This is a genomic window from Thioclava sp. SK-1 (assembly GCF_001705665.1).
Taxonomy (GTDB): domain Bacteria; phylum Pseudomonadota; class Alphaproteobacteria; order Rhodobacterales; family Rhodobacteraceae; genus Thioclava.
In genome coordinates this window covers 32893-50466 of the sequence record NZ_MDHA01000069.1, presented here as the reverse complement: position 1 = coordinate 50466, position 17574 = coordinate 32893, and the positions used below count along the sequence as shown (strand labels likewise).

24 protein-coding genes are annotated in these 17574 nt (G+C 57.2%); 13 read left to right on the top strand and 11 right to left on the bottom strand.

Features of this window, described 5'->3' with window-relative positions; genetic code table 11:
* Window positions 1–30: 30 nt before the first annotated feature.
* From BFP70_RS20465 to BFP70_RS16200, 6 genes are all read right to left on the bottom strand, one after another.
* Entirely contained in the window at window positions 31–1254 is a 1224-nt protein-coding gene (locus BFP70_RS20465; protein WP_083217562.1) for a MerR family transcriptional regulator, read from the bottom strand.
* An 81-nt stretch (window positions 1255–1335) separates the two neighbouring features.
* A complete protein-coding gene (gene ihfA, locus BFP70_RS16220; RefSeq protein WP_176715588.1) occupies window positions 1336–1680 on the bottom strand; it encodes an integration host factor subunit alpha in 345 nt (114 codons plus the stop codon).
* Between the two features lie 62 nt (window positions 1681–1742).
* Window positions 1743–2717 (bottom strand): beta-ketoacyl-ACP synthase III, encoded by a 975-nt coding sequence (locus BFP70_RS16215; RefSeq protein WP_066012696.1) that lies wholly within the window; start codon window positions 2715–2717, stop codon window positions 1743–1745.
* A 4-nt stretch (window positions 2718–2721) separates the two neighbouring features.
* Complete coding sequence (gene plsX, locus BFP70_RS16210; RefSeq protein WP_066012921.1) at window positions 2722–3819, bottom strand: phosphate acyltransferase PlsX; 1098 nt, start codon at window positions 3817–3819, stop codon at window positions 2722–2724.
* Between the two features lie 79 nt (window positions 3820–3898).
* Window positions 3899–4105, bottom strand: a complete 207-nt coding sequence (rpmF, locus tag BFP70_RS20460; protein ID WP_083217561.1) for a 50S ribosomal protein L32 — start codon at window positions 4103–4105, stop codon at window positions 3899–3901.
* Window positions 4106–4347: 242 nt separating this feature from the next.
* On the bottom strand, window positions 4348–4911 hold the full coding sequence (locus BFP70_RS16200) for a DUF177 domain-containing protein (protein WP_066012694.1): 564 nt from the start codon (window positions 4909–4911) through the stop codon (window positions 4348–4350).
* A gap of 141 nt (window positions 4912–5052) precedes the next feature.
* On the opposite strand from BFP70_RS16200, the gene BFP70_RS16195 reads away from it, so the two are divergent.
* Window positions 5053–5529, top strand: a complete 477-nt coding sequence (locus BFP70_RS16195; RefSeq protein ID WP_066012693.1) for an outer membrane protein assembly factor BamE — start codon at window positions 5053–5055, stop codon at window positions 5527–5529.
* 146 nt (window positions 5530–5675) lie between these two features.
* Complete coding sequence (locus tag BFP70_RS16190; protein WP_066012692.1) at window positions 5676–6419, top strand: GNAT family N-acyltransferase; 744 nt, start codon at window positions 5676–5678, stop codon at window positions 6417–6419.
* A gap of 123 nt (window positions 6420–6542) precedes the next feature.
* Here the strand turns inward: BFP70_RS16190 and BFP70_RS16185 are convergent, their stop codons facing one another.
* Both BFP70_RS16185 and BFP70_RS16180 read right to left on the bottom strand, forming a co-directional pair.
* Window positions 6543–6950, bottom strand: coding sequence for a hypothetical protein (locus BFP70_RS16185; protein WP_066012691.1), 408 nt, complete (start codon window positions 6948–6950; stop codon window positions 6543–6545).
* 38 nt (window positions 6951–6988) lie between these two features.
* Window positions 6989–8191 (bottom strand): pyridoxal phosphate-dependent aminotransferase, encoded by a 1203-nt coding sequence (locus BFP70_RS16180; protein WP_066012690.1) that lies wholly within the window; start codon window positions 8189–8191, stop codon window positions 6989–6991.
* 75 nt (window positions 8192–8266) lie between these two features.
* Between BFP70_RS16180 and BFP70_RS16175 the strand changes: the two genes are divergently transcribed.
* The 4 genes from BFP70_RS16175 (at window position 8267) to BFP70_RS16160 (ending at window position 10062) form a co-directional block, all read left to right on the top strand.
* Entirely contained in the window at window positions 8267–8647 is a 381-nt protein-coding gene (locus BFP70_RS16175; RefSeq protein ID WP_066012689.1) for a helix-turn-helix domain-containing protein, read from the top strand.
* Entirely contained in the window at window positions 8644–8922 is a 279-nt protein-coding gene (locus BFP70_RS16170) for a succinate dehydrogenase assembly factor 2 (protein ID WP_066012688.1), read from the top strand. Before BFP70_RS16175 ends, BFP70_RS16170 begins: the two co-directional genes overlap by 4 nt.
* A gap of 132 nt (window positions 8923–9054) precedes the next feature.
* Window positions 9055–9576, top strand: coding sequence for a MarR family winged helix-turn-helix transcriptional regulator (locus BFP70_RS16165; RefSeq protein ID WP_066012687.1), 522 nt, complete (start codon window positions 9055–9057; stop codon window positions 9574–9576).
* Window positions 9577–9678: 102 nt separating this feature from the next.
* Window positions 9679–10062 (top strand): DUF2237 family protein, encoded by a 384-nt coding sequence (locus tag BFP70_RS16160; RefSeq protein WP_066012686.1) that lies wholly within the window; start codon window positions 9679–9681, stop codon window positions 10060–10062.
* Window positions 10063–10065: 3 nt separating this feature from the next.
* Here BFP70_RS16160 and epmA read toward each other — a convergent pair whose 3' ends face one another.
* On the bottom strand, window positions 10066–11103 hold the full coding sequence (gene epmA, locus BFP70_RS16155; RefSeq protein ID WP_066012685.1) for an EF-P lysine aminoacylase EpmA: 1038 nt from the start codon (window positions 11101–11103) through the stop codon (window positions 10066–10068).
* A 131-nt stretch (window positions 11104–11234) separates the two neighbouring features.
* On the opposite strand from epmA, the gene efp reads away from it, so the two are divergent.
* The 3 genes from efp to BFP70_RS16140 all read left to right on the top strand — a co-directional run bounded on the left by efp (window position 11235) and on the right by BFP70_RS16140 (window position 13049).
* Window positions 11235–11804, top strand: coding sequence for an elongation factor P (gene efp / locus BFP70_RS16150; protein WP_066012684.1), 570 nt, complete (start codon window positions 11235–11237; stop codon window positions 11802–11804).
* Between the two features lie 193 nt (window positions 11805–11997).
* Window positions 11998–12750, top strand: coding sequence for an SDR family NAD(P)-dependent oxidoreductase (locus BFP70_RS16145; RefSeq protein ID WP_066012683.1), 753 nt, complete (start codon window positions 11998–12000; stop codon window positions 12748–12750).
* A gap of 68 nt (window positions 12751–12818) precedes the next feature.
* Entirely contained in the window at window positions 12819–13049 is a 231-nt protein-coding gene (locus BFP70_RS16140) for a hypothetical protein (protein ID WP_066012682.1), read from the top strand.
* A 9-nt stretch (window positions 13050–13058) separates the two neighbouring features.
* On the opposite strand, the gene irrA is transcribed toward BFP70_RS16140, so the two are convergent.
* Entirely contained in the window at window positions 13059–13481 is a 423-nt protein-coding gene (gene irrA, locus BFP70_RS16135) for an iron response transcriptional regulator IrrA (RefSeq protein ID WP_066012681.1), read from the bottom strand.
* Between the two features lie 216 nt (window positions 13482–13697).
* On the opposite strand from irrA, the gene fabA reads away from it, so the two are divergent.
* Genes fabA through BFP70_RS16120 form a run of 3 tightly spaced genes read left to right on the top strand, consistent with a single transcriptional unit; the run spans window position 13698 to window position 16263 of the window.
* The gene (gene fabA / locus BFP70_RS16130; RefSeq protein WP_066012680.1) at window positions 13698–14207 is read left to right on the top strand and encodes a bifunctional 3-hydroxydecanoyl-ACP dehydratase/trans-2-decenoyl-ACP isomerase; all 510 of its coding nucleotides are present in this window, start codon (window positions 13698–13700) and stop codon (window positions 14205–14207) included.
* Between the two features lie 25 nt (window positions 14208–14232).
* Window positions 14233–15459: a beta-ketoacyl-ACP synthase I gene (fabB, locus tag BFP70_RS16125; protein WP_066012679.1), complete on the top strand. Its 1227-nt coding sequence runs from the start codon at window positions 14233–14235 to the stop codon at window positions 15457–15459.
* A gap of 15 nt (window positions 15460–15474) precedes the next feature.
* Window positions 15475–16263, top strand: coding sequence for an enoyl-ACP reductase (locus BFP70_RS16120; RefSeq protein ID WP_066012678.1), 789 nt, complete (start codon window positions 15475–15477; stop codon window positions 16261–16263).
* 51 nt (window positions 16264–16314) lie between these two features.
* On the opposite strand, the gene BFP70_RS16115 is transcribed toward BFP70_RS16120, so the two are convergent.
* The gene (locus tag BFP70_RS16115; protein ID WP_218059683.1) at window positions 16315–16641 is read right to left on the bottom strand and encodes a YnfA family protein; all 327 of its coding nucleotides are present in this window, start codon (window positions 16639–16641) and stop codon (window positions 16315–16317) included.
* Between the two features lie 60 nt (window positions 16642–16701).
* Between BFP70_RS16115 and BFP70_RS16110 the strand changes: the two genes are divergently transcribed.
* Window positions 16702–17544 carry an alpha/beta fold hydrolase gene (locus BFP70_RS16110; RefSeq protein WP_066012677.1) on the top strand — a complete coding sequence of 281 codons (843 nt, stop codon included), beginning with the start codon at window positions 16702–16704 and terminating at the stop codon, window positions 17542–17544.
* The last annotated feature ends 30 nt before the right edge of the window (window positions 17545–17574 follow it).

Genomic DNA, 17574 nt, shown 5'->3' with positions numbered 1-17574 from the left:
GCTTCGCGAAAACCTGCATTCGGGGTTCGATTAGCCGCGCACAGGGGCCATTAAGGTGCGTTTCAACTGATGCAAACGATGCGCGGATTGGCCCAAAATTTTCTGTTCGGCACTGCTCAGCTGCGCCGGATCGAGCTGGTGCAAGCCCGCGACCAGGTTCAATACCCGCGTCGCGGATTGCTCTGCTGCGCTTAGCGCCTCTATCTGGCTTTCAGGCTCGTCCTCAATTGGCTCGAACGAAGGTTCGGGCTGCGGCGCACGGTCTGCGGGTGGCGTAGGGACCGGGTCTCCCTGGGCCGTATCCGCGCCGGGGTGGGGCAAATCGGGCTCCCAGTCCGGAGGGGTCTCTTGGGTATCATCATCCAGCGCGGCGTCGTCATTGCCTGCTGGGATGAACAGAGGCTCAAATCCGGCGGGATCAACAAAGCTGTCTTCGGGCTCTTGATTGATCGGGGCAAATTCATCTACCGGCTGTGGCGGCGCCGATGGGACAGGCGCCAAGGGGGGATCAGCGGGCACGGGCGGAAACGTATCAGGCTGTGGGGCCGGTTGATCGGAAAATGCGGCGTCAAGATCATCCAGATCCTCGGGTGTGGCTACTGGCTGAGGGCCCGTGTCATGATCCTGCGATGTCTCGTCGAAATTCATCGACGGGTCCAGATCGTCCTCTTCCGAGAAATCAAATAAGGCATTTTGCGCGAAGACCTCGTCAAAGCTGGGCGCGCTATTGGCGTCCTGCGCGACCTCGGTCATTTCGTCGCTGATGTCGCGCTCCGGGGGGGGGGTGGCCTCGTGTGGCGGTTCATCGGGGGCGTCCGATCCTGCAAGGGCCGCTGTGGGTTGTGGCGGCATATCAGGCGCAGCCGTTGGTGGCCGGCTGTTCTGGCTGTCGCCGGTAGACAGGGCCATCATATCGGGCGTGGCACTGGTCGTCTGGGACAAAATCTGCGGTTCCTGATCGACGTTGTCTGCGGCCTCATCAACCACGGGGGAAAGCCCGCTGACATGTCGTATGCCCTTATCGCGCAATACTTTTTGTACGCCGCGGATGGCCAGACCCTCGTCATGGAGCAAATAGCGGATGCCGGCCAGCAGATCAATGTCCGAGGGCCGGTAATACCGCCGTCCCCCAGCGCGTTTAACGGGTTTAACCTGCGTGAATTTGCTTTCCCAAAACCGCAGAACATGGGCCGGAACGCCGACCAGTTCAGACACTTCCGAAATGGTCCGGAAGGCCTCAGCTGATTTCGCCATTACGCCGCCTCTTCTTCATGATAGGGGCCGGAATTTCCGGCCCGGTCGTTTTCAATAAGCGCAGGTGACCTGCGGGTGTTGTCAGCTAGCGTTGCCTTGTGCGACGCGATCTTTCATCAGATGCGACGGGCGGAAGCTTAGCACACGGCGTGGGCTGATCGGAACCTCTTCACCGGTTTTTGGATTGCGGCCCATACGGGAGGCTTTTTCACGGACGGAAAATGTCCCAAACGAGGAAATCTTGACTGTCGTTCCTTCGACCAGCGCGTCAGAGACATGCTGAAGAACGGTTTCAACAAGCTGTGCGGATTCATTGCGCGACAGGCCGACCTCACGGAAGACGGCTTCGCTCAGATCCATACGGGTCAATGTCTTATTCGCCATATTGCTCTCCCTGAACTTCTGGACAAAGGATGCGATCAACATATCCTTTAGTCAATATCAACCACTTGCAAGGTTGCTCAAAGGTGAAGAAAATCGAGAAACGCTTACCAGCGTAGCACGATTGCCCCCCATGCCAGCCCGCCACCGATGGCTTCGACCACCACCAGCTCGCCCGGTTTTAGCTTGCCTTGTGCTTTGCCAACCGACAGGGCCAGTGGAATAGAGGCCGCGGACGTGTTGCCGTGGTCTTGAACTGTGACAATCACATTCTCCATCGGCACGTTCATTTTTTCGGCGGTTGCCTGAATGATGCGTAGATTGGCCTGATGGGGCACGATCCATTGCACATCTGCCGGGGTTAGCCCGGCCTTGTCCAAGGCCGTATGCGCGGTCTGGGCCAATTTGGTCACCGCATGACGGAATACCTGATTGCCCTGCATGCGCAGATGGCCGGTTTTGCCGTTCGAGGACACACCACCATCGACATACAGCAATTCACGATAGCGCCCGTCCGAATGCAAATCACTGGCCAAGATGCCGCGATCAGCATTGGTGCCGGTGCCATCTTCTGCCTCAAGAATCACTGCGCCTGCACCGTCGCCAAACAACACACAGGTGCCCCGGTCTTCCCAATCCATGATGCGTGAAAAGGTCTCGGCCCCGATGACCAGAACGCGCTTGGCCTGACCCGAAACTATCAGACCATTCGCATTGGTCAGCGCAAAGATGAATCCCGCGCAGACCGCCTGCACATCATAGGCAAAGCCAGAAGTGGTGCCCAATCCCGCCTGAACCATCGTCGCAACCGAAGGAAAGGTGAAATCCGCAGTTGAGGTGGCCACGACAATCGCGTCGATGTCATCCGCAACCAGCCCGGCGTCGGTCAGCGCGGCTTGGGCGGCCTTTACGGCCAGCTGCGATGTTGTCTCACCCTCGGCGGCGAAATGGCGGCGTTCAATCCCGGTGCGCGATCGAATCCATTCATCCGTCGTTTCAAGCGTGGCCTCGAATTCGGAATTCTCGACGACGCGTTCGGGCAGATAATGCCCGACGCCCCGGACCACAGCTCTGATATTCATTCGGTTACCCGTTATTTGTTTGTTGTGCAGCATCCTGCCCGGACTGTGCGACCAACGCAACCCGTGCGGCCAGTCGTTGTGCGAAGCCTGATTGCGCCAGTCGTGCAGCAAGTTCGATGGCGGCAGCAACCCCCGTTGCGTCTGCCGACCCATGAGATTTAATCACAGTGCCGTTAAGACCTAGGAAAACACCGCCATTAGCCCTGCGTGGGTCAATTTTCTGCGAGAGTTTCTTGAGCGGCCCCATCGCCAATGCCGCGCCTAATTTGGCCAGCAGCGTCGAGGTCAGCGCCTCTTTCATCAGGCCAGAGGCGAATTTTGCCGTGCCTTCACCGGTTTTCAGTGCGATATTTCCGGTGAAACCGTCGGTGACAATGACATCGACCTTGTCGGAGGGCAGGTCATTGCCTTCGACAAAACCGATAAAATCAAACTCACCCGCCTGCTGTGCATTGGTCATCAGCTCATGCGCGGCCTTCAGCTCTGCATGGCCTTTGTGTTCTTCGGTGCCGACATTAAGCAGGCCTACACGGGGACGTTTCAGCCCCAGCGCATTGCGCGAATAAGACGACCCCATCAGCGCATAGGTCAGCAAATCGGGGGCATCGGCTTTGATATCGGCGCCCATATCCAGCATCACATTGAATCCCGAAGGATTGCGCGATGGCCAGAAACTGGCGATGGCCGGGCGCGAAACACCAGGCACTTTGCGCAGACGGATCATCGACACCGCCATCAGCGCGCCGGTATTGCCGCATGACACGGCCACCTGCGCCTGTTTGTTGCGCACGGTTTCGACGGTGGACCACATCGAGGTGTCCTTGCCCGAACGCATAACCTGCGAGGGCTTGTCATGCATCGTCACCACACCTTCGGCGTGATGGATGTCGCAAATGTCTTCTAGACCGCGCGCCGCAATCAGGGCGCGCAATTCGGTTTCAGGGCCGTTCAGGATAAAACGCAGGTCAGGCGATCGCTTTGACACCAGCGCCACGCCGTCAACAACAACCGACGGTCCATGATCGCCGCCCATCGCATCAACAGAAATGACGATAGCGCCGGATTGCTCCGGCGCTTCAACCGCAGTGCGGCTTTCGGTCATAACGACGCTATCCTGCCCTTGGGCCAGCTTGTGATCGGGCTGTTGGAGCATGACGGGTGCGGCGTTCCGGGCGACGGGCTTACGCCGCGTCGTCGTCCAGATCGACGTCGTCAGCCAGCGCGACAACTTCACGGTCGGCGTAATGGCCACATGCGCCACACACGTGGTGCGGACGCTTCAGCTCACCACAGTTAGGGCATTCTGCTGGGTTGCCAGCAACGAGCGAGTCGTGCGAACGGCGCATGTTGCGACGCGAACGCGTGATTTTATTCTGAGGGACAGCCATGTCACAGCCTCAATTGTTAGGGGGCGTGATGCCCGCGTTTCTGGCCTAAGGCCCTGATTTTCCTGGCGTTTCGTCACGGGTGTGGTGCAGTTGACCACGCGATTCCCCGGTGCGAATCCAAAACTCGAATGAGGCCGGGAACATACTGCGATTTCACCGCTGCGCAACCCTTTTCTTTAAGGGATGCGCGGCTTTTCGCATTGGCCCGCCCTGTGCCTTTTCGTTGGGCAGGGTGACTGATGTCAGGCCCCGTCCGACTCGCCCTTCTTCTGGATCAAATCCCTTAGATTCGCAAAGGGTTTCGTGTCTTCATCCGTCATCGGCTTTACACCGTCGGCTGCCACGACTGTCTGTGACAATTCTGCGCCATCCTTACGCGGATATAGCGGCAATGACAGTTCCAGCGCCTCCAGTGCGACGGCGGCAAGGTCAATCTCCTCGGGCAGCGCCTCTTGCGTGTCATCCTCGGGCATCTCGGCCTCTTCGCCGGTGGGCGGTTGCCAGTCATGCAGATATTGCCGTGTGACAGGTTCATCAATGCGGGTGCGCACCGGCTCTAAGGTGATGATGCATTCTTGTGTCACGGTCGCGCCGATCTGGGCGGTCAGCACCATGTCATGTTTGCCGCGCGGGGTGATTTCCCCTTTTAGGCGCAGCTTTTCGACTTTGGGAATATCTGCCCATTCAGCGATCGCGATCAGGGCCTGCGCGTCGGGGGCGATGTCAAAACGATATGGCTTGCGCCCCGGCAGATCGGCCACGCGCACAGGGTGGCTCCAGGGCAGGTCGATGCCTGTCTCGGTCATAAGCTGTCCTTTCACTGCGCACACAGGCGCGTGTTTTAGCCATTTCATGCGTCACGAATGGTCGGATCGCACTTGAGGGCCGGGCGTTCATATTGTAAGCGGGATAAAAGGCGAAAGGCCGCGAGGCAAGAGGGGGTATCAGTGCGCACGAGTTCCGGACCGTTCCGTTTCGCTGCAAAAGGCGGATGGGCGCTGGCGTTGGTCACTGCTGTGGCGCTTGCCGGCTGCCAATCAATTTACCGCAATCATGGCTATGTGCCGACGGACCTTGAGTTGTCCGAGGTTCAGGTGGGTACCAGTACACGCGAAGATGTCGCCACTATGATCGGGCGGCCCAGTTCTTCCGGTTTGTTGGAAGGCTCTGACTGGTATTACGTCGGATCACGCTGGGAGCGCCGTGGTTGGTTCGCGCCCGAAGAAATCGACCGCGAAGTTGTTGCGGTGTCCTTCGATGGCAGCGACCGCGTCACGAATGTAGAACGCTACGGATTAGAGCAGGGCAACGTTGTTGTCTTGTCGCGGCGCGTGACCGAGGCCAACGTGAAGGGTATCGGCTTTATCGCACAGCTTCTGGGCAGTGTGGGCCGCGTGTCGGCAGAGCAGGTTCTGGATCGCTGATCCCATATTTGCCGCAATATCGGTATCAGGCCGGGCTTTGGTCCGGCCAAAATATATCTGGCGTCATTTTCCTTTCACTTTCTCTTGGCAATCGGGCATCGTTGATCTGGTAAAATGGATCGTAACGGTAGCACAGGAGCCTTGGCATGGACCGGATCTTAGCCCTGACGCGGGGACGTTTTACGGCGCGAACGGCCCATAGCGATGCCGATATCCTAGCGGCGCACAGGTTGCGGTCACGGTGCTTTCGCGACGCGCAGGCCTATGATGAGGATGCGTTTGACAGCTGCTATCATCATGTGATCGTGGAAGATTGCGCATCGGGTCAGGTGGTGTGCTGCTTTCGGATATTGACGTTGGATGACGGGGGGGCGATCAACCGCAGCTATTCGGCGCAATATTATGGGCTTGAGGCGCTGTCGACCTATCCGGGACGGATGATCGAGATGGGACGGTTTTGCATTGATCCCACCGCCAGTGATCCCGATATTTTGCGCGTGGCCTGGGCTGCGCTGACCCGTTATATCGATGCACAGCAGGTTGGGATGCTGTTTGGCTGTTCCTCTTTTGCGGGCACTGATTGGCATTGCTACCAAGATGCATTTGCCATGTTGTCAGAGCGGCATTTGGCCCCGTCGTGTTGGGTGCCGCGGATCAAGGCCCCAAAGGTCGTGCGCTATGCCCGCGCGCTGATCGGGCGCAAGGGCGATCCCAAACGTGCAATGTTGAAAATGCCACCTTTGCTGCGCAGTTATCTGGTGATGGGAGGGTGGGTGTCCGATCATGCTGTTGTGGACACGGATCTGAACACATTGCATGTGTTTACCGGGTTGGAAATCGCGGCGATCCCGCCGGCCAGAGCGCGCCTTTTACGCGCTACAGCCGCCTGACCTGACATCGTGCCTGGCACAGACAGTATATTTCTCATACGTTGGACTGCCAACAGGGTGCGCGGCTGATCGCCAAGCTGCACGGTGTGCGCAAACTGCGGGGGCGTTACGGTGCCGTTTGGCTTAGCTGTCCGGCGGCATCAACCGTTCAGCTTTTTTGCGCACTAAAACCGTGCGCAAGTCATGCATCGCCAGCAAAAGCGCATCGGTGACATGGTCCAACTGGGCGTCTGTAGCCTTGGCTTGCACCCATTGGGTTGTGGTGTTCAGGTAATCCACCGCGCGGTGAATATCATCAATGTCGCGCTGTGCCAGGAGGGCCAATCGCTCAGCCATCCAGCGTTGTATTTCAGCCATCTCTTGCGCCGACAGATCGCGCCCACCATGAGGTTTGACCTCGCCATTGCGGATGTTGACCATCGCAATTTGATCCATTTCGATCCGGCGCTGCCGGTTTTCAGTGTCAACGCGAAACACGGTTGCGCCGTTGTCACGCACACGAAAATAGAATTCCGGCAGATCGCTCATCAGGTCATCGTCCTTGATCGTCGGGCGTTAAGAGGGGGCTATCAGCTTAGGCTTTCGCAGAAACGTTTGATGCGTGCGCAGGCCTCTGTAAGTGCCTCATCCGATGTCGCATAGCTGATGCGGAAGTTTGGCGACAGGCCAAAGGCTGCGCCCCAAACGACGGCCACGTCCGCTTCGTCCAGCAGCGCGCTGGCAAAGGCCGCATCATCGGTGATCACTGTACCCGCCGGTGATGTCTTGCCGATGCAGCCCGCGATAGACGGGTAGACATAGAACGCCCCGTCGGGTGTGGCGCAGGTGATGCCGGGGCATTCATTCAGCCCATCCACAACCAAATTCCGTCGCCGTTTGAAAACATCGACACTGTCGCGGATGTAATCCTGCGGCCCGTTTAACGCCTCTACCGCCGCCCATTGGCTGACCGAGCTGGGGTTGGAGGTCGATTGCGACTGCACTTTGCGCATGGCTGCGATGACCTCAACAGGGCCGGCGGCATAGCCGATCCGCCATCCTGTCATCGCATAGGCTTTGGATACGCCGTTCACCGTCAATGTGCGGTCATACAGGCGGGGTTCCACCTGTGCGGGCGTGGCGAATTTGAAATCATCGAATACCAGATGTTCATACATGTCATCCGTCATCACCCATACATGCGGATGGCGCATCAAGACATCGGTGATCGCCTTCAATTCCTGGGCGGTGTAGCCCGCACCCGAGGGGTTAGATGGTGAGTTGAACAAGAACCATTTGGTGTTTTCGGTTATCGCCGCTTCCAACGCCTCAGGCGAGATTTTATAGCCGCGCTCGGCCTCACCTTGGACAAATACCGGAGTGCCGCCACCAATCAACACCATGTCAGGATAGCTGACCCAGTAGGGCGTCGGGATGATGACCTCATCACCGGGGTTCAGCGTCGCCAGGAAAGCGTTGAACAAGACCTGCTTGCCACCAGTCGAAACCGAGACCTGAGCCGGGGTATAGTTCAGATCATTGTCGCGTTTGAACTTGGCACAGATCGCCTGTTTCAGCTCGGCAATCCCGTCAACAGCGGTGTATTTCGTTTTGCCCTGCTGGATTGCGTCAATCGCAGCATCTTTGATATTTTGCGGTGTGTCGAAATCGGGCTCACCGGCGGATAGGCCAATGATGTCGCGCCCTTGCGCACGCAATTCGGCAACTTTGCCGGTCATTGCGACGGTCGGGGAGGGTTTTACGCGCGATAGGCTCTGCGATAGGAAAGACATAAGGACGGCCTCGGTTTGTAACTTACCGACCCATGTCTTACGCTTGGCCGCGACGGCGTTCAAGAGGAGGGCATAATGACCGATGATTGGTATAGCGCACAGGCGGCGACATTTGGCGACCGTTTGACCGGTGCACGCGAGGCCGCCAATTTGAACCAGCAGGAGCTGGCCGCGAAACTGGGCGTGCGACATGATACTGTGTTGGCGTGGGAGGATGACGTGTCCGATCCACGTGCGAACCGGCTGCAGATGTTGGCGGGCGTGTTGAATGTTTCACTGATGTGGCTGCTGACAGGTGAGGGCGAAGGCCTTGACGGGCCACCCGCTGCGGTGGAAGAGACAGGCAGCGAACGCGAAACGATCACTGAAATTCGTGAGATTCGTACGGTATTAGAAGAGTTGGATGCTCGGCTGGGTCGGCTGGAGCGGAAATTGGTTGCGGGAGAAATGGCATGAGCGAAACGGGTGTAACCCCACGCGAGGCGCGTTTGAAGCGGATGCAAATGCGCAGCTGGCGGCGTGGCACCAAGGAAATGGACCTGATGCTTGGTCCCTATGCAGATGCGCGCTTGGCGACCATGTCCGACGCCCAGCTGGATCTGTTTGACCTGCTGCTGGATGAATATGACCAAGACCTGTATCCTTGGACGACAGGACAGCGGGCGTGCCCAGAAGAATATTTAGAATTGTTATCAGATGTCGCGAATTTCGCGAAAACACGGCACGGTTGACGCAGCGGCCAAGGGGGTTCGCGGCTGATTTGTGATATTTTTCAGCATATTGTTGAAAGATTTTCTGCGCTTAACTGAAAATTTGCGGTTCTGAGGCAATGTTTCTCCGGGAGTGATATAGCGGAGAACAGGATGAGTATTCAGACCCCGGTGGGCCAAGACGAATTGAACGAGCTGAAGGACGGCACACGTCCCGGCTTGATGACCGGGTATCTTGACACCCTGTCACTGGTGGAGCGTTTGCACCGTTTGCTTTTGGATGTCGTCAAAGACGAATTTGAACGTCTTGCGATACTTGAAATCAATCCTGTGCAGGCGCTATTGCTGTTCAATGTCGGTGAGAATGAGGTAACGGCTGGTGAGCTGAAAAGCCGCGGCTATTATCAGGGCTCTAACGTAAGCTACAACCTCAAGAAGCTGGTTGAGACGGGCTATATGCACCATCAACGCTGCGAAATTGACCGGCGATCCGTGCGGGTGAAGCTGACCGAAAAAGGGCGCAATTTGCGCGACGCGGTCGAAGAGCTTTTTGAACGCCATGCGGATGGTATGGAGCAGCGCGGTGTGATTGATTTCAACCAGATGGACGAAATGAACCGAACCCTGCGCCGGATGGAACGGTATTGGACCGATCAGATCCGCTACATCTATTGAACTGCGCGTGTGTTCCGGCACAAGCCGTTGACACTGGATCAGCCGCGCGTCAGGCTTGGACCATGCGCATTTGTGCGCAGGTCATCTAGCGGGGGATGCGGTATGGACAAAGAGCCATCGGTCAATGTTCTGGGAACAGCGTTAGAACCATGTTCGATGGCCCCGGTTACCGGATTTTTTCGCGATGGGCATTGCAATACATGTGCACAAGATCAGGGCAGTCATACGGTGTGCGCATTGATGACGGCAGAATTTCTGGCCTGGTCCAGTTATATCGGCAATGACCTTGTAACGCCGCGCCCGGAATACGGTTTTATGGGGCTAAAGCCCGGTGATCGTTGGTGCTTATGTGCCGAACGCTTTCTTGAGGCCCATGACGAAGGCTGCGCGCCAGAAGTTGTGCTGGAAGCGACGCATAAACGCGCCTTGGAGGTCGTGTCGATGGAGGTCTTGCGCCTGTATCGGCACCTGACACCCTTCCTCTAGCCGTTAGCCGGCAGGCACCCAAATCACGGCATCAATAGAAGGCGCGGCGGTGGCCAGCATCACAAGCCGGTCGAACCCCATAGCAATGCCCGATGCCTCTGGCATATGTGCCAATGCGGCCAAAAAATCTTCGTCGATCGGATAGGTTTCGCCGTAAATTCGCATTTTCTCGGCCATATCGGCTTCGAATCGGGCGCGTTGTTCGACCGGGTCGGTCAATTCGCCAAACCCATTCGCCAGTTCGACCCCACAGGCGTAAAGTTCAAACCGTTCAGCCACGCGCGGATCATCCGGGGTGCGCCGGGCCAGTGCTGCTTCGGGTGTTGGATAGCGGTCCAAAATCGTTGCGCGACCATGGCCAAGATGCGGCTCGACCCGTTCCACCAGGATTTTCGACACCATATCTGACCAGCTGTCCTCCTCAGTCACGCGAAGACCGGCGGCGCGGGCCTGTGTCCGCAAGGCGGCGGCATCTGTGCTGCCATCGGGGTCGACGCTGGACAACAGATTGATACCTGCATAGCGGGTGAAGGCCTCTTGTACGGACATGCGTTCTGGCGTGGCAAAGGGATCGCAGCTTGCGTCTTTGTAGCGCAGCCTATCGATATGTGCCGCCCGCGCGGCCTGCGCCAAAATCTGTGCGCAATCCTCCATCAAAACCTCGTAGGAAGCGCCAACCCTATACCATTCCAACATGGTGAATTCCGGGCTGTGGCGGGGGCCACGCTCGCGGTTGCGCCATACATGGGCAAAGGAAAAAATTCGTTCCTCCCCCGCGGCCAGCAGCTTTTTCATCGCGAATTCCGGCGATGTATGCAGATAGCGCATATGCGCGACCCCATCATTGCCAACGGCCTGGGTGGCGAATGCATGCAGATGGGTTTCATTGCCCGGACTAATTTGCAGCGCGCAGGGATCGACCTCGATGAAATCCTCCGCTGTCAGCCAATTGCGGATCGCGGATTGGATCCGGTTGCGTGCCAGCAGCGCTGGCCGGCGATCTGCATGGCGATCACGGTCCCACAACGGTGTTTCGGGCATCAAGGCGGCTCCTGCATCGGCTTTGAACTGGAATTCTGCTCAAGAATGGTTTAGGCGACACGCCATCCGGGCGCCAGTGCCTGACAGTGTATCGCCCAATCACGGGCCATCCCAAAGCCAAGGAACCGATCATGGCCAAAGTCATCGCCTCGCAAGTGCGCAAGGGCAATGTCGTCGAAATCAACGAACAACTTTATGTTGTGTTGACCGCTGAGAATTTTCACCCCGGCAAAGGCACGCCTGTCACGCAGGTCAGCATGCGCCGCATTTCCGATGGCACCAAAGTGTCCGAGCGGTGGAAAACGACCGAGACGCTGGAACGCGCCCATGTCGAGGAAACGGAATATGATTTCCTGTATGACGATGGCGAAGGCTACCATTTCATGGAGCCAAACACCTATGAGCAGATCTCGGTGCAAGATGACGTCATCGGCGACGCCAAAGTGTTTTTGCGCGATGGTCTGCGGGTCTATCTGAAAACCTATAACGGCGCATGTATCGCGATCGAATTGCCCCAGCGTGTTACGGTTGAGGTCGAAGAGACAGAGCCGGTCGTCAAGGGTCAGACCGCATCTTCGTCCTATAAACCGGCGACATGCACCGGTGATATCCGTGTTATGGTGCCGCCGCATATTGGCGCAGGCACGCGTATCGTGATCCAGACCGAAGACCGGTCTTATGTAGAACGCGCGAAGGATTGATCCGGCGCGGATCTGTTGACAACGGCAGGCACCCTTCGGGGTGCCTTTTCTATGGTAATGGCTGCGGCGCTGTTGGGGGGCGGATATTCACGGTCGCCACGTCAAACACAGCCTGGGCAGAAAAAGCGTCGTTTTTCATTGAACGTTAGGCGGGGCGGGGGCATCGTCGCGCTTGGGGAAGAGGAGATTTTCAATGAATAAGCAATTTGCGATCTATCCAAGCCTGGCTGGGAAATCGGTGATCATCAGCGGCGGTGCCTCTGGCATTGGTGCCGAAATTGTCACCGCATTTGCACAGCAGGGGGCGCGTGTGGGCTTTGTTGATCTGGATGCAGAGGCGGGCGCGGGTTTGGCCTCGCGGCTGGATGTGGCATTTGAGCAGGCCGATATTCGCGATATTGACGCGTTTCAGGCCGCTTTAACGCGCCTGGCCGAGCGCAACGGCCCCGCTGATGTCTTGGTGAACAATGCCGCGCGCGATGATCGCCATGATTGGAAAGAGATTGACGCAGCCTATTGGGATGAACGCCAACATGTGAATCTGCGTCATATGTTCTTTGCGATTCAATCTGTTGCGCCGGGGATGATTGATAAGGGTGCCGGCTCTATCATCAATATGGGGTCCAACAGCTGGTGGCAGGCCAGTGGTGATTTCCCCGCCTATGCCACGGCCAAGGCGGCGGTGCATGGGCTGACGCGGACAATGGCGCGTGATCTGGGGCGCCACCGGATCCGGGTGAACACAGTCGTGCCCGGTTGGGTGATGACGGATCGGCAAAAAACCTTATGGGCCAGCCCAGAGGCGTTGGAATCGCATCGCACACGGCAATGTCTGCCGGATTTGATTCAGCCGCATTATATTGCGCGGATGGTGCTGTTCCTGGCTTCTGACGATGCGTCGATGTGCACAGCCAATAATTATATGGTTGAAGCTGGATCAATCTGATCTGTTTGGTCTTGCCTTGGGGCCTCGGTGCCCCACATCCAACCTCCATGACAGCAACGGAGATGCCAATGCAAAGCGCACTTCTGGATAAGATCAAGAAGCGGATCGACAAGCGTGATCCAGGTGAGTTTGTTCTGCCTGACGTTTATGGTAAAGGGTGGGAGGCGCTGTATCCAGGTGACCAAACCCGGATGAATCGCCGTTTTCTAGAGCTGGTGCGCCACGGCGATTTTCCACAGGTTCGCGATACATTGCGTGCTGGTGATCGGGGTCAGATCTTTATCAAACACCCGCATTGATCCGCGACATTACAGTTTGCGCAGCCTGACAACGACATCGACGGCCGCGATTTCATAGCCTTGTGGCGCCTCTGGCAGGCGGACAATTTCAAGATCGGCTGCCGGGGCGTCAGAGATGCGGTTTTCATCTTCCCAAAAGAAATGCGGATGATCGTCCAGCCGCGTGTCGAAATAGCTGCGCGTGCCGTCTACTGTGACCTCATGCACCAGGCCGGCATCGCAAAACGCCCGCAACGTGTTGTAGACCGTGGCCAAAGACACGCTGTCACCGGCGGCTTGCACGGCGGTATGCAGGCCCTCAGCGGTGACATGGCGGTTTTCGCCGTCGCCCACCAATAAGGTCGCCAGCGACAGACGCTGCCGTGTGGGGCGCAGCCCGCCTTTGGCCAGCCAATCGCGCCCGCGTTCCTGTTCTGGTGTAATCGTGGTCATATCCGGTCTCCTGAACTGTAATATGCACTGGATGGGCCGGGGTTTCAATCAATCCGGTCATGATGGCGTGAAATCCCATGTAAACAGAGGCAATTCACAGCGCCAAGCGGTGGGGGCGCTGGATTTACGCCGCGCTGCGGCAAGGTTACATCCTTGCGTGATCATGTGTGGCGGTGTTAGAGGGGGCAGAACACTACCCAAAGGGGACATTGGCTTATGGCAGATTTTCCGTCGAGCTTTGATCGGGACGATCTTTTGAAATGCGCGCGTGGCGAGCTTTTCGGCCCGGGCAATGCGCAGCTTCCAGCACCACCGATGCTGATGATGGACCGCATCACCGAAATTTCGGGCGATGGCGGTGCGCATGGTAAAGGCCACGTTCTGGCTGAATTCGATATCACACCTGATCTGTGGTTTTTCGACTGCCACTTCCCGGGAAATCCAATCATGCCCGGTTGCCTTGGGCTGGATGGTCTGTGGCAATTGACCGGATTCAACCTCGGCTGGCGTGGCTGGCAGGGTCGCGGTTATGCTTTGGGCGTTGGTGAGGTAAAGCTGACCGGTATGGTGCGCCCAGACCGTAAAATGCTGACCTATAAAATCGACTTTACCAAAGCGATCCAGACCCGCCGTTTAACCATGGGCGTTGCCGACGGCATCGTTGAGGCGGATGGCGAAGTGATCTACCAGGTCAAGGATATGAAAGTCGCTCTGTCCGAGACCTGATCTACCCGAACAAACAGGAGGCCCCATGCGCCGCGTTGTCATCACCGGTCTGGGCATTGTCAGCCCCATCGGCAATTCCGCCGCCGAAGTTTCGGACAGCCTAAAAGCTGGCCGCTCTGGCATTACGTTCCAGCAAGATTACGCGGACAACGGGTTCCGCAGTCAGATCGCAGGCGTGCCGCAGATCGATCTGGCCGCTGAAATCGACAAGCGTCAATTGCGCTTTATGGGGCCGACTGCGGCCTATGCCTATGTTGCCATGAAACAGGCGGTCGCGGATTCAGGCCTCACCGATGAGCAGGTGTCGAACGAACGCACCGGCCTTGTTGCAGGGTCTGGCGGTCCGTCAACCTCGAACGTGTTCCAGGCACATCAGATCGTCAAAGAAAAGGGCAGCCCGAAACGGATGGGCCCCTTCATGGTGACGAAATGCATGTCATCCACCGTGTCCGCCTGCCTTGCGACGCCGTTTAAGATCAAAGGCGTGAATTATTCGATCACGTCGGCCTGCTCGACTTCGGCGCATTGCGTTGGCAATGGTGTCGAACTGATCCAAATGGGCAAACAAGACATCGTCTTCGCCGGTGGCGGTGAAGAGGTCGATTGGTCGCTGTCATGCTTGTTTGATGCAATGGGCGCGATGTCATCGAAATATAATGATGCGCCCGAAACGGCGGCGCGCGCCTTTGATGCCACCCGAGATGGGTTTGTCATCGGTGGCGGCGGCGGCATGTTGGTGTTGGAAGAGCTGGAGCACGCAAAAGCGCGCGGTGCCAAGATTTATGCCGAAGTCACCGGTTACGGCGCGACCTCGGATGGCTATGATATGGTTGCCCCTTCGGGTGAGGGCGGCGAACGGTCCATGAAGCTGGCGATGTCGACACTGCCAGAAGGGCGCAAAGTGACCTATGTGAATGCGCATGGCACCTCGACCCCGGTTGGCGATGTCACCGAAGTGCAGGCCGTGCGCCGCGTTTTGGGCGAAGATCACGCGCCGATTTCATCGACCAAATCAATGACAGGCCATGCGTTGGGTGCGGCCGGTGTCAATGAGGCGATCTATTCGTTGCTGATGATGGAGGGCAATTTTATCGCGCCATCTATCAATGTCACGCAGCTGGATCCCGAGATTCGCCCCGAAGAAATCGCGACCGAAGTCGTGGAAAATGTCGAGCATGATTCGATCCTTTCGAACAGCTTTGGCTTTGGCGGCACCAACGCGTCGCTGTTGATGAGTAAATATCGCGATTAAGTTGGATTAAGGCACATGGCTGATTTGATGAAGGGCAAGCGTGGGCTTGTCATGGGTGTCGCCAATGAGCGCTCTATTGCGTGGGGCATCGCCTCGGCTTTGGCCGCGGAAGGTGCAGAACTGGCATTTTCCTATCAGGGTGACGCTTTTGGTAAGCGGGTAAAGCCGCTGGCCGATAGCGTTGGCGTAACCCTGATGGTGGATGTGGATGTCACCGATGACACGTCGATGGATGCCGCATTTGCCACGTTGAAACAGGAATGGGGCACGATTGATTTCGTGGTCCATGCCATTGCCTTTGCCGATAAGTCGGAATTGGCCGGGCGGTTCAAAGATACCTCGCGCGACAATTTCAAGGTCGCTTTGGATATCAGCTGCTATAGTTTCATCGATGTGGCCAATCGCGCCGCCGAGCTGATGCCAGCAGGCGGGTCGATGATCACTTTGACCTATGGCGGGTCAAACCGGGTCACGCCGTTCTACAATGTTATGGGTGTGGCCAAGGCGGCGCTGGAATCCTCGGTCCGGTATCTGGCCAATGATCTGGGTCCACAGGGTATCCGGGTCAATGCGATCAGTCCCGGCCCGATGAAAACCTTGGCAGGTGCCGCGATCGGCGGAGCGCGCAAAACGTTCCGTCATACCGAAGCCAATGCACCTATGCGCCAGAACGCGACATTAGAGGCGGTGGGCGGCACAGCGGTTTGGTTGGCCTCGGATTATGGCAATTGCACCACTGGCGAAATCGTCACGGTTGACAGCGGCTATCATGTCTTGGGCATGCCGCAATCAGACAATATCTGATCTGCTGTCATCTATGTGAAACCTTGCGCGGGCCCTTTGGGGCCCGTTTTGCTAGCCGCTGCGCGGCGCCCATAGGATGATTGCTGCGCCGCATAGGCACAGGAGCAGCCCGATCAGATCCCAGCGGTCAGGCGCTTGGCCCTCGGCGCTCCACATCCATCCCAAAGATGCCGCGATGTAGATCCCGCCATAGGCAGCATAGGCCCGCCCCGCCGTATCGGCCGGGCTAAGCGTCAGCAGATAGGCAAATAAGACCAAAGACCCAATGCCAGGGATGAGCCAGAATATGCTGTGGCCGCTGCGCAGCCATGCCCAAACAGCAAAACAGCCTGCGATTTCGGCAAGCGCGGCAATCATATACAATGGGGCAATCATCATCGTGGTGTTCTCCTGTCCCTATCTTATAGTTGGTTTGGTATGCAAACCATAGGGGGCCCCATGACGACGAAATTTTTTGCTGCAGCCGATGGCGCGATGCTTGCCTATTCCGTCGAAGGGCAGGGGGTGCCGGTTCTGGCATTGTCAGGGCTGACCCGAAATATGCGTGATTTTGACTATGTCGCGCCGCATCTGCGCGATGTTCAGCTGATCCGAATGGATTATCGCGGGCGCGGGCAATCGGCCTTTACCGGCGCTGCCAGTTATACAGTGCTGCAAGAGGGGGCCGATGCACTGGCTTTGTTGGATCATTTGGGGATCAAGCAGGCCGCGATCCTTGGAACCTCTCGTGGGGGGCTGATAGCGATGTATCTGGGCATGGTGGCGCAGGCGCGTCTATTGGGGGTTTGCCTGAATGATGTCGGGCCGAAGTTAGAAACCGCGGGATTGCATCATATTTTCGACTATATCGGCCGTCAGCCTGCGGCCAAAACCTATGACGATCTGGCAGCGAAATTGCCTGCGCTGATGGCGGGGTTCAAGAATGTGCCTGCCAGCCGCTGGGCGCAAGAGGTTCGCAACCAATATGACGAAACGCCCGAAGGGCTGCGTATTAAATATGATCCAGCGTTGAGAGAGCCATTCCTGGCCGCATTTCAGGGTGATCTGCCAGAGGCCTGGCCTGCCTTTGATGCCTTACAAGCTTTGCCGGTTTGTTTGATCAGGGGAGAAAACTCGGCATTGCTGTCGCAGGCCACAGCGGATGAAATGCGCAAGCGCCGTCCCGATATGATTTTCGCACAGGTCCCCGACCGCGCGCATATCCCATTTCTGGATGAGCCAGCCGCGGTGACCGCCTTGAAGGCATGGATTGATAAGTTGGCTTATAATAACCTACGCTAAGTATTTGAAAATGCTTTACAAAAATGAATT

Excerpts from the sequence above, each read along its gene's own strand:
- BFP70_RS20465 (WP_083217562.1), bottom strand. The coding sequence starts at position 1,254 with ATGGCGAAATCAGCTGAGGCCTTCCGGACCATTTCGGAAGTGTCTGAA.
- ihfA (WP_176715588.1), bottom strand. The coding sequence starts at position 1,680 with ATGTTGATCGCATCCTTTGTCCAGAAGTTCAGGGAGAGCAATATGGCG.
- BFP70_RS16215 (WP_066012696.1), bottom strand. The coding sequence starts at position 2,717 with ATGAATATCAGAGCTGTGGTCCGGGGCGTCGGGCATTATCTGCCCGAA.
- plsX (WP_066012921.1), bottom strand. The coding sequence starts at position 3,819 with ATGACCGAAAGCCGCACTGCGGTTGAAGCGCCGGAGCAATCCGGCGCT.
- rpmF (WP_083217561.1), bottom strand. The coding sequence starts at position 4,105 with ATGGCTGTCCCTCAGAATAAAATCACGCGTTCGCGTCGCAACATGCGC.
- BFP70_RS16200 (WP_066012694.1), bottom strand. The coding sequence starts at position 4,911 with ATGACCGAGACAGGCATCGACCTGCCCTGGAGCCACCCTGTGCGCGTG.
- BFP70_RS16190 (WP_066012692.1), top strand. The coding sequence starts at position 5,676 with ATGGACCGGATCTTAGCCCTGACGCGGGGACGTTTTACGGCGCGAACG.
- BFP70_RS16180 (WP_066012690.1), bottom strand. The coding sequence starts at position 8,191 with ATGTCTTTCCTATCGCAGAGCCTATCGCGCGTAAAACCCTCCCCGACC.
- BFP70_RS16175 (WP_066012689.1), top strand. The coding sequence starts at position 8,267 with ATGACCGATGATTGGTATAGCGCACAGGCGGCGACATTTGGCGACCGT.
- BFP70_RS16170 (WP_066012688.1), top strand. The coding sequence starts at position 8,644 with ATGAGCGAAACGGGTGTAACCCCACGCGAGGCGCGTTTGAAGCGGATG.
- BFP70_RS16165 (WP_066012687.1), top strand. The coding sequence starts at position 9,055 with ATGAGTATTCAGACCCCGGTGGGCCAAGACGAATTGAACGAGCTGAAG.
- BFP70_RS16160 (WP_066012686.1), top strand. The coding sequence starts at position 9,679 with ATGGACAAAGAGCCATCGGTCAATGTTCTGGGAACAGCGTTAGAACCA.
- epmA (WP_066012685.1), bottom strand. The coding sequence starts at position 11,103 with ATGCCCGAAACACCGTTGTGGGACCGTGATCGCCATGCAGATCGCCGG.
- efp (WP_066012684.1), top strand. The coding sequence starts at position 11,235 with ATGGCCAAAGTCATCGCCTCGCAAGTGCGCAAGGGCAATGTCGTCGAA.
- BFP70_RS16145 (WP_066012683.1), top strand. The coding sequence starts at position 11,998 with ATGAATAAGCAATTTGCGATCTATCCAAGCCTGGCTGGGAAATCGGTG.
- BFP70_RS16140 (WP_066012682.1), top strand. The coding sequence starts at position 12,819 with ATGCAAAGCGCACTTCTGGATAAGATCAAGAAGCGGATCGACAAGCGT.
- irrA (WP_066012681.1), bottom strand. The coding sequence starts at position 13,481 with ATGACCACGATTACACCAGAACAGGAACGCGGGCGCGATTGGCTGGCC.
- fabA (WP_066012680.1), top strand. The coding sequence starts at position 13,698 with ATGGCAGATTTTCCGTCGAGCTTTGATCGGGACGATCTTTTGAAATGC.
- fabB (WP_066012679.1), top strand. The coding sequence starts at position 14,233 with ATGCGCCGCGTTGTCATCACCGGTCTGGGCATTGTCAGCCCCATCGGC.
- BFP70_RS16120 (WP_066012678.1), top strand. The coding sequence starts at position 15,475 with ATGGCTGATTTGATGAAGGGCAAGCGTGGGCTTGTCATGGGTGTCGCC.
- BFP70_RS16115 (WP_218059683.1), bottom strand. The coding sequence starts at position 16,641 with ATGATGATTGCCCCATTGTATATGATTGCCGCGCTTGCCGAAATCGCA.
- BFP70_RS16110 (WP_066012677.1), top strand. The coding sequence starts at position 16,702 with ATGACGACGAAATTTTTTGCTGCAGCCGATGGCGCGATGCTTGCCTAT.